General features: G+C 70.1%; 8 protein-coding genes. 7 read left to right on the forward strand and 1 reads right to left on the reverse strand.

Annotation, left to right across the window (positions count from 1 at the left end; genetic code table 11):
- Positions 1-295: 295 nt before the first annotated feature.
- From ABZ845_RS27730 to pstB, 7 genes are all read left to right on the forward strand, one after another.
- Complete coding sequence (locus tag ABZ845_RS27730) at positions 296-2,578, forward strand: RNA degradosome polyphosphate kinase (RefSeq protein ID WP_360984704.1); 2,283 nt, start codon at positions 296-298, stop codon at positions 2,576-2,578.
- A complete protein-coding gene (locus ABZ845_RS27735; RefSeq protein ID WP_360984707.1) occupies positions 2,559-3,740 on the forward strand; it encodes a CHAD domain-containing protein in 1,182 nt (393 codons plus the stop codon). Before ABZ845_RS27730 ends, ABZ845_RS27735 begins: the two co-directional genes overlap by 20 nt.
- Before the next feature lie 33 nt (positions 3,741-3,773).
- On the forward strand, positions 3,774-4,187 hold the full coding sequence (locus ABZ845_RS27740; RefSeq protein WP_360984710.1) for an NUDIX hydrolase: 414 nt from the start codon (positions 3,774-3,776) through the stop codon (positions 4,185-4,187).
- 265 nt (positions 4,188-4,452) lie between these two features.
- Positions 4,453-5,586 (forward strand): phosphate ABC transporter substrate-binding protein PstS, encoded by a 1,134-nt coding sequence (gene pstS, locus ABZ845_RS27745; protein WP_360984713.1) that lies wholly within the window; start codon positions 4,453-4,455, stop codon positions 5,584-5,586.
- Positions 5,587-5,691: 105 nt separating this feature from the next.
- Positions 5,692-6,705: a phosphate ABC transporter permease subunit PstC gene (pstC, locus tag ABZ845_RS27750; protein WP_360984716.1), complete on the forward strand. Its 1,014-nt coding sequence runs from the start codon at positions 5,692-5,694 to the stop codon at positions 6,703-6,705.
- Complete coding sequence (gene pstA, locus ABZ845_RS27755; protein ID WP_360984719.1) at positions 6,702-7,766, forward strand: phosphate ABC transporter permease PstA; 1,065 nt, start codon at positions 6,702-6,704, stop codon at positions 7,764-7,766. The genes pstC and pstA overlap by 4 nt, the downstream gene beginning before the upstream one ends.
- Positions 7,767-7,806: 40 nt before the next feature.
- On the forward strand, positions 7,807-8,583 hold the full coding sequence (pstB, locus tag ABZ845_RS27760; RefSeq protein WP_360984722.1) for a phosphate ABC transporter ATP-binding protein PstB: 777 nt from the start codon (positions 7,807-7,809) through the stop codon (positions 8,581-8,583).
- A 128-nt stretch (positions 8,584-8,711) separates the two neighbouring features.
- Here the strand turns inward: pstB and ABZ845_RS27765 are convergent, their stop codons facing one another.
- Positions 8,712-8,915 carry a DUF5988 family protein gene (locus tag ABZ845_RS27765; RefSeq protein WP_360984724.1) on the reverse strand — a complete coding sequence of 68 codons (204 nt, stop codon included), beginning with the start codon at positions 8,913-8,915 and terminating at the stop codon, positions 8,712-8,714.
- Positions 8,916-9,410: the final 495 nt, after the last annotated feature.

Raw genomic sequence — 9,410 nt, forward strand, 5'->3', positions numbered from 1 at the left:
GGCCCCCGGCCGTACGAGAACCCGGCACAGGTGCCACACCCGCTCCCTCCAGCGGTCTCGGGGGCCTTCGCGCGGCCTGTGGACGCCCGCGAGCCCGTCCCCGCTATCCCGCACGTCATGTCCCCGTAACCATTGATTCAGACGGACTTGCGACGCTCGGGCAATGCATATCGCTGCGCCAGAACCCGCACCGCCCCCGGACATCGGGGCCGGCGCGGAGCGCGGGCGTCCCTTCGCCGCCCGGACCGGTCCTTCCGACGCGCCCGTGACCCGGTCCGCGCGGAAGAATGGGTTTATGAGCCAGCAGAACGCCCAGGCAGCGGCCCACCCGTCCCCCAGCGCCTCCCGCGACCAGGACTCCTCCGGTCCCGCGAACACGCAGAGTCAGCAGCCCTCCGTGGGATCCATAGCGGCGCACCGCCCGCACACCGTCGCCGCGACGGTCTCCGAGCTGGAACCGGACCTCGACGCCGACCTCGACGCGTACGTGGAGGAGGCCGAGAACGCCCAGCTGCCGCAGGGACGCTTCCTCGACCGGGAACGCAGCTGGCTCCAGTTCAACGAACGCGTGCTCGAACTGGCCGAGGACCCGAACACGCCCCTGCTGGAGCGGGCCAAGTTCCTGGCGATCTTCGCCAGCAACCTGGACGAGTTCTTCATGGTCCGGGTGGCGGGCCTGAAGCGCCGTATCGCCACCGGTGTCGCCACCCGGTCGGCCTCCGGGATGCAGCCCCGCGAAGTGCTGGAGATGATCTGGGCCCGCTCCCGTGAGCTCATGGCCCGGCACGCGGCGTGCTTCCACGAGGACGTGGCCCCCGCGCTCGTGGAGGAGGGCGTCCACCTGGTCCGCTGGAACGAGCTGACCGAGAAGGAGCAGGCCCGCCTCTTCACGCTCTTCCGCCACCAGATCTTCCCGGTGCTCACCCCGCTGGCCGTGGACCCCGCGCACCCCTTCCCGTACATCTCGGGGCTCTCCCTGAACCTCGCGGTCGTCGTCCGCAACCCGGTCTCCGGCCACCGGCACTTCGCACGCGTCAAGGTCCCGCCGCTGCTCTCCCGCTTCCTGGAGGCCTCCCCGCAGCGCTACGTCCCCATCGAGGACGTCATCGCCGCGCATCTGGAGGAGCTGTTCCCGGGCATGGAGGTGCTGGAGCACCACACCTTCCGGATCACCCGCAACGAGGACCTCGAGGTCGAGGAGGACGACGCCGAGAACCTGCTCCAGGCCCTGGAGAAGGAACTCATGCGGCGCCGCTTCGGGCCGCCGGTGCGTCTGGAGGTCGAGGAGTCCATCGACCGCTACGTCCTCGACCTGCTCGTACGGGAGCTGAAGATCTCCGAGGCCGAGGTCTACCCGCTGCCCGGCCCCCTGGACCTCACCGGCCTCTTCGGCATCGCGAACCTGGACCGGCCCGAGCTGAAGTACCCGAAGTTCGTCGCCGGCACCCACCGCGACCTCGCGGAGGTCGAGTCGGCGTCCGCGCCCGACATCTTCGCGGCGCTGCGGGAGCGGGACGTCCTGCTGCACCACCCGTACGACTCGTTCTCCACCTCGGTGCAGGCGTTCCTGGAGCAGGCCGCGGGCGACCCGGACGTGCTCGCCATCAAGCAGACGCTGTACCGGACCTCCGAGACCTCCCCGATCGTCGACGCGCTGATCGACGCGGCCGAGTCCGGCAAGCAGGTCCTCGTGCTGGTCGAGATCAAGGCCCGCTTCGACGAGCAGGCCAACATCAAGTGGGCCCGCAAACTGGAGGAGGCCGGCTGCCATGTCGTCTACGGGCTCGTCGGGCTGAAGACGCACTGCAAGCTGTCGCTCGTCGTACGCCAGGAAGGCGAGACGCTGCGCCGCTACAGCCATGTCGGCACCGGCAACTACCACCCGAAGACCGCCCGCCTCTACGAGGACCTCGGGCTGCTGACCGCGGACCAGCAGGTCGGCGCCGATCTGTCCGACCTGTTCAACCGGCTGTCGGGCTACTCGCGCCGCGAGACCTACCGCAGACTGCTGGTCGCCCCCAAGTCCCTGCGCGACGGCCTGATCTCACGGATCGACAAGGAGATCCAGCACCACCAGGCCGGCCGGCCCGCGTACGTCCGCATCAAGGTCAACTCGATGGTGGACGAGGCGGTCGTCGACGCCCTCTACCGGGCGTCGCAGGCGGGCGTCCCGGTGGACGTGTGGGTGCGCGGCATCTGCGCGCTGCGCCCCGGTGTCGCGGGCCTGTCGGAGAACATACGCGTACGGTCCATTCTCGGCCGCTTCCTGGAACACTCCCGCGTCTTCGCCTTCGGCAACGGTGGCGAGCCCGAGGTGTGGATCGGCAGCGCCGACATGATGCACCGCAACCTCGACCGCCGTATCGAAGCACTTGTCCGAGTGATCGACCCCGCCCACCGGGCGGCACTCAACCGGCTCCTCGAGACCGGATTGTCCGACACCACCTCTTCCTGGCACCTGGGCCCCGACGGGGAGTGGACCCGGCACGCCACCGACGCGGACGGCCAGCCCCTGCGGAACATCCAGGAGATGCTCATAGACGCGCGGAGGCGCCGGCGTGGCACAGCAACACCTTGATCCCCCCACCGACCCCACGGCCGGTATCTCCCAGAGGCTCTCGGCTCCTCCCGCGCCCGCGCTGGTGCGGGGGGAACGCCCTGGGCCGGGAGGCACCGCCCTCGGTGACGCTCTCGCGGACTATCTGCGCGCCCAGGCCACGGAGTTCCTCCGTTCGCTGCGGCACCACCGGGAGAACGGCGCCGGCGGGGGGTCCGCCGTGCGGGGGGAACCGAAGGCGGGGGAACCGGGGCAGGGCGGCCCTGAGGAACCGGGCGACGCGGCGCTGGCACTGCGCCGCTCGGCCCGCCGCATCAGCGGCACGCTGCACACCTTCCGCCCCCTCCTGGACGCCGAGTGGTCCGAGGGCATCCGGCCCGAACTCGCCTGGCTCTCGGGCACGCTGGCGCGCGAGCACGCGTACTCGGCGCGACTCGAGCGGCTGCTGACGGCGCTTCACCGGCTGTCGGGTTCCACGGTGTTCCCCGCGCAGACGGCGGGCGCGGCGGCGGACGGCAGCGGGCCCGGGCCGCGCACGCAGTCCGCCGTCCAGGAGCGCGGCAATCTGACCGTCGGCGCGGCGAAGGCGGGCGCCCTGCTGGAGCGCCAGCTGACCCTGGCCCGGACGCGGGCCCACTCCGCGGCCCTGGGGGCCCTCGGTTCGAGCCGATTCCACGCGGTGGCGGACAGCGTCGCCGTGCTCGCCAGCGAGGTGCCGCTCACGCCCGCCGCCGCGGGCACCGATCTGTGCCCCCTGGCCGCGGCGGCGGAGGAGCGGCTGTCCGACGCGGTGTCCGCGCTGCCCCTGATCACCGCGGGCCATCCGTACAACGCGGAGGCCCTGATCCACGGGCTGTCCCCGGACCCGGCCCCGCACCCGCAGGACGGCCCCTGGCATCAGGTCCGGCTGCTGCTGCGGCTGCACCGCTACGCCCGCGAGGTGCTCCACGGCGAGGAGGAGGCCGTGGACGTACGGCTGCTGGCGGCGGGCGGGGCCCTGAACCGGCACCGGGACGCCTCCGAGGCGGCCGCCGCGGCGGCCTCGGCGGCCCGCACCCCGCGTATCGCGCCCGCGACGGCGTACGCGCTGGGCGTGCTGCACGCCGACCAGCGCCATGAGGTGGAGGCCGCCCGCTTCGCCTTCCAGCAGGCATGGCAGAGGCAGACGGTGGGGGCGCCGTAACGGCGGCGAGCAGGAGAGGAGCCGGAGCACCCGATGACCGACGACACCATCCGCGCGGGGGGCTGTGTCCTGTGGCGTCGCTCCCCCATCGACGGCCGTCCGGAGATCTGCCTGGTCCATCGGCCGAAATACGACGACTGGTCGCATCCGAAGGGCAAGCTCAAGCGCGGCGAGGACCCGCTGGCGGGCGCCCTGCGGGAGGTCCGGGAGGAGACGGGGTACCGCGCGGTTCCCGGTGCCCCTCTGCCCACCGCCCACTACGTGGCGAACGGCCGCCCCAAGCAGGTCGACTACTGGGCGGCCGAGGCGGTGGAGGGCTTCTTCGTCCCGAACCGCGAGGTCGACCGCATCCTGTGGCTCTCGCCGGCCGCGGCGAGGAACCGCCTGACGCAGGCGCGGGACCGGGACCTGGTCGACGCGCTCCTCAGTTCCCTCAACCTGACATGAGAGGACCGTTTCCGTCGCATTGAGTTACGAAGAATTGCGTCCGTTTCCGGAACCCGCCCGTGTCCTTGATGTAAGCGTTCCGTGACCTAACCACACCGTCCTCAGGGGTTCACCCGCCGTTCACTTACGGCCATCGGCGGCTTCACCTGTTCTGCCTAATTTTTGGCTTACCTGATCCCGGACGCGACCTGGATGTCGCGTCCTGATCACCACTACTTCGCACGCCGCCAACCAGGACGGCGGCTTCTGGAAGGAACTCCCGAAAGTGAAGCTTCAGCGCATGAACCGGCGGGCCCTCACCCTCGGTGCTCTCGCCTTTTCCGGCGCCCTGGCCCTCACGGCGTGCGGCTCTGATGACACGGGCGCCAAGAACGGCAGCAGCAGCGCGCCGTCGGCGTCCAACGCCAGCGCGATCAAGTGCGACGACGCCAAGGGTCAGCTGCAGGCCTCCGGCTCCTCCGCGCAGAAGAACGCGATCGACGCCTGGGTGAAGCAGTTCGCCGCGGCCTGCAAGAGCGTTCAGATCAACTACAACCCGACCGGTTCGGGCGCCGGTGTCACCGCGTTCCTCGGTGGCCAGACCGCGTTCGCCGGCTCCGACTCGGCGCTCAAGCCCGAGCAGATCGCCGCGTCCAGCAAGGTCTGCACCGGCGGCGGCCAGGCCATCGACCTGCCCATGGTCGGCGGCCCCATCGCGGTCGGCTTCAACGTCCCGGGTGTCGACAGCCTGGTCCTCGACCCGTCCACGATCGCCAAGATCTTCGACGGCAAGATCGCCAAGTGGAACGACCCGGCGATCGCCGCCCTGAACAAGGGTGCCAAGCTCCCCGACCTCAAGATCCAGGCGTTCCACCGCTCGGACGAGTCCGGCACCACGGACAACTTCACCAAGTACCTGATCGCCACCGCCAAGAGCGACTGGCCCTACTCGGGCGGCAAGGCCTGGCAGGCCAAGGGCGGCCAGTCGGCGCAGGGCTCCGCGGGCCTCGCCCAGCAGGTCAAGCAGACCGCCGGTGCGATCTCCTACTTCGAGCTCTCCTACGCCGCTGACGGCATCAAGACGGTCGACCTCAAGACCGGCGCCGCCACCCCGGTGAAGGCCAGCGTCGAGAACGCCACCAAGGCCATCGCGAGCGCCACGGTCGCCGGCACCGGCAAGGACCTGGCCCTGAAGCTGAACTACAAGCCGACCGAGGACGGTGCCTACCCGCTGACCCTCGTCACCTACGAGATCGTCTGCGACAAGGGCAACAAGGCCGACACCCTCCCGGCCGTCAAGTCCTTCCTCAACTACATCGCGTCCCAGGACGGTCAGAGCCTGCTGACCGACGCCAAGTACGCGCCGATCCCCGCCGAGATCAACTCCAAGGTTCGCGAGACCATCTCGAGCCTGAGCTGACCTGAGAGCGCGGCCCGCCCCCAGCTAGGGGGCGGGCCCGCGCCGTCCGGTGCACCGCCGCCTGGAGCCGCCACCCTTCTACGGCTCCGCAGACCGGAGATCCCGATGGACATAACGAAACAGAACACACAGGCGCCACCGCCACCCCCCACCCCACGAACTTCCGCGGGCGCGCACAAGCGCTCGAACCGCGGCGCCACCCGCGCCGGAGACCGCATCTTCCTCGGCCTCTCCCGCGGGTCCGGCATCTTCCTCCTGGTGATCATGGCCGCCATCGCGGTCTTCCTCACCATCCGCGCGGTCTCCGCGATCAGCGGTGATCACGGCAACTTCCTGACCACCTTCGAGTGGAACACCAACCTCACCCCGCCGGTCTTCGGCATCGCGGTCCTCGCCTTCGGCACGATCGTCTCCTCGATCATCGCCATGGCCCTCGCGGTACCCGTCGCGGTGGGCATCGCGCTGTTCCTGACGCACTACGCGCCGCGCAAGCTGTCCGGCCCCATCGCGTACGTCATCGACCTGCTCGCCGCCGTGCCGTCCATCGTGTACGGCCTGTGGGGCGCCCTGGTCCTCGTACCGCACATGCAGGGCCTCTTCGGCTGGCTGAACAAGTACTTCGGCTGGACCGGCATCTTCTCCTGGCAGGGCGGCGCACCGCGTTCGCTGCTCACCGTGGGCGTCCTGCTCGCGATCATGATCCTGCCGATCATCACCAACGTCAGCCGTGAGGTCTTCCGGCAGGCACCCCAGATGCACCAGGAGGCGGCCCTCGCCCTCGGCGCCACGCGCTGGGAGGTCATCCGGATGTCCGTGCTGCCCTTCGGCCGCTCCGGTGTGATCTCCGCGTCGATGCTCGGCCTCGGCCGCGCGCTCGGCGAGACGATGGCCGTCGCCACGGTCCTCTCGCCGACCTTCGACATCCAGGCCAGCATCCTGGACCCGGGCGGCGGCACCTTCGCCCAGAACATCGCCAGCAAGTTCGGCGAGGCCACCGACTCCGGCCGTGACGCGCTCATCGCCTCCGGTCTGGTCCTCTTCGTCATCACCCTGCTGGTCAACGGCGCGGCCCGCGTGATCATCGCCCGCCGCAAGGAGTACTCGGGGGCCAACGCATGAGCACCGCAGCCGTCACCGAAAAGCGTCACAGCACCCTGCGCGGTGCCAGCCTGCCGAAGTGGACGCCGTGGGCGATCGCCGCGGGCTCCATCGCCCTGGGCGTGGGCATCGGCGTGGTCGCCGGGCTCGACAGCAAGATCCAGTGGGGCCTGATCGCGGCACTGCTGTTCGTCCTCGGCTCCTACGGCATCGCCGCCCGCGTCGAGGGCCGCCGTCAGGCCAAGGACCGGATCGCCACCAGCCTCGTGTGGGTCGCGTTCATCCTCGCCCTGATCCCGCTGGTGTCCCTTCTCTGGGTGACCGTCCAGCGCGGTGTGAAGGTCTTCGACTTCTACTTCCTGTCCCACTCGATGGGCGTGGTCGCCGACACCGAGACCGGCGGCGGCATCTACCACGCGATCATCGGCACCCTGGAGCAGGTCGGCATCGCCGCCCTCATCGCGGTGCCGGTCGGTGTGCTCACCGCCGTGTACCTGGTCGAGTACGGGCGCGGCCGGCTCTCCCGCGCCATCACCTTCTTCGTCGACGTCATGACGGGTATCCCGTCGATCGTCGCGGGCCTGTTCGTCCTCAGCTTCTGGATCCTCATCCTCGACATGGGCTACTCCGGCTTCGCCGGTTCGCTCGCCCTGGCGATCCTGATGATGCCCGTGGTGGTCCGCTCCACGGAGGAGATGCTCAAGCTCGTCCCGAACGAGCTGCGCGAGGCCTCCCTCGCCCTGGGCGTCCCGAAGTGGCGCACCATCCTCAAGGTGGTCCTGCCGACGTCGATCGGCGGTATCACCACCGGTGTGATGCTCGCGATCGCGCGTATCACCGGTGAGACCGCGCCCATGCTGCTGCTGGTGTGGGGCACGACCTTCATCAACAACAACCCGTTCAAGGACCCGCAGGCCTCGCTGCCGCTGTACATCTACCAGCAGTACGCGAACAGCGCCGGTTCCGGCGCGGCCTACGACCGGGCCTGGGCGGCGGCACTCGCCCTCATCGGCTTCGTGATGATCCTCAACCTGGTGGCCCGCGGCATCGCCCGCTGGAAGGCCCCGAAGACCGGTCGCTGACGCGGCCCGTTCAGCGACTGACGGAAGTGAAGAAGTAGTCATGGCCAAACGAATCGACGTAAGCGGACTCACCGCCTACTACAGCGCCCACAAGGCGATCGAGGACATCTCGATGACCGTCGAGCCGCGCTCGGTGACGGCGTTCATCGGGCCCTCCGGCTGCGGCAAGTCGACATTCCTGCGGACCCTCAACCGTATGCACGAGGTCACGCCCGGCGGCCGGGTCGAGGGCAAGGTGCTCCTGGACGACGAGGACCTGTACGGCGCCGGGATCGACCCGGTGTCCGTCCGCCGTGAGGTGGGCATGGTCTTCCAGCGCCCCAACCCCTTCCCGACGATGTCGATCTTCGACAACGTGGCTGCGGGTCTGCGCCTGAACGGCAACTACAAGAAGTCCGAGCTGAGCGACATCGTGGAGCGCTCGCTCAAGGGCGCGAACCTCTGGAACGAGGTCAAGGACCGTCTGAACAAGCCGGGCTCCGGCCTGTCCGGCGGCCAGCAGCAGCGTCTGTGCATCGCCCGCGCCATCGCGGTCGAGCCCAAGGTCCTGCTGATGGACGAGCCCTGCTCCGCCCTGGACCCGATCTCCACCCTCGCCATCGAGGACCTGATCGGTGAGCTGAAGGAGCGCTTCACGATCGTCATCGTGACGCACAACATGCAGCAGGCGGCGCGTGTCTCGGACCGTACGGCGTTCTTCAACCTGGCGGCCGTGGGCCAGCCCGGCAGGCTGATCGAGATCGACGACACGGAGCGGATCTTCTCCAACCCGTCGGTCCAGGCGACCGAGGACTACATCTCGGGCCGCTTCGGCTGATCCGGCGGTTCGATGAGGACCCCTCGCGGTGCTGCATGGCGGTGCCACCGCGAGGACGAAAAGGGCCCGCCCCTGGCTCCCGGGGGCGGGCCCGTTCGTGTTCTGCCTCGTCTACCTCGTGCTCGTGGTCATTCGGCGACCTCGGTGCGCTCCCACCACTGGTACACGGTCACCCGCCCCTCCTTCCCGCTGTCCTCGTGGCGCGTCGTCATCTTGTAGTGCTCGTAGCCGCCGCGGTGGGGGATCTTCAGCTCTTGTCCCGGGGGGACGATCGGCACGGTTGTTCCGGCCAGGTCGGCCGGGCCGCCTTGGAGGAGTGCCTTGGTAGTCATAGGTCCAGTGTTGCCGCCCTGGGGGCGGACGCATCTCGAACGCGGGCGGTCCACTCGGGTGGAGGCGTAGTCACTTGCGTGCGCTGCGGGGCTTGGCGCGGTTCCCCGCGCCCCTGCGGGTGCGCTCCGCGCATCGGGTGCGCTGTCGGCCGCGGGTGCGCCGTGGTTCTCGCGCAGTTCCCCGCGCCCCCGCGGGTGCGCTCCGCGCATCGGGTGCGCTGTCGGCCGCGGGTGCGTCGTGGTTCTCGCGCAGTTCCCCGCGCCCCCGCGGGCGCGCTCCGCGCATCGGGTGCGCTGTCGGCCGCGGGTGCGCCGTGGTTCTCGCGCAGTTCCCCGCGCCCCTGCAGGCGCGCTCCGCGCGCATCGGATGCGTTGCCGGCCGCGGCGCCGTCGTGGCTTGTCGCGCAGTTCCCCGCGCCCCTGCAGGCGCGCTCCGCGCGCATCGGATGCGTTGCCGGCCGCGGCGCCGTCGTGGCTTGTCGCGCAGTTCCCCGC

Source organism: Streptomyces sp. NPDC047022, assembly GCF_040644155.1.
In the GTDB taxonomy this organism is placed as follows: Bacteria; Actinomycetota; Actinomycetes; order Streptomycetales; family Streptomycetaceae; genus Streptomyces.

Bases quoted from the DNA above. Each gene is read 5' to 3' on its own strand.
- ABZ845_RS27730 (WP_360984704.1), top strand. From the start codon at position 296: ATGAGCCAGCAGAACGCCCAGGCAGCGGCCCACCCGTCCCCCAGCGCC.
- ABZ845_RS27740 (WP_360984710.1), top strand. From the start codon at position 3,774: ATGACCGACGACACCATCCGCGCGGGGGGCTGTGTCCTGTGGCGTCGC.
- pstC (WP_360984716.1), top strand. From the start codon at position 5,692: ATGGACATAACGAAACAGAACACACAGGCGCCACCGCCACCCCCCACC.
- pstA (WP_360984719.1), top strand. From the start codon at position 6,702: ATGAGCACCGCAGCCGTCACCGAAAAGCGTCACAGCACCCTGCGCGGT.
- pstB (WP_360984722.1), top strand. From the start codon at position 7,807: ATGGCCAAACGAATCGACGTAAGCGGACTCACCGCCTACTACAGCGCC.
- ABZ845_RS27765 (WP_360984724.1), bottom strand. From the start codon at position 8,915: ATGACTACCAAGGCACTCCTCCAAGGCGGCCCGGCCGACCTGGCCGGA.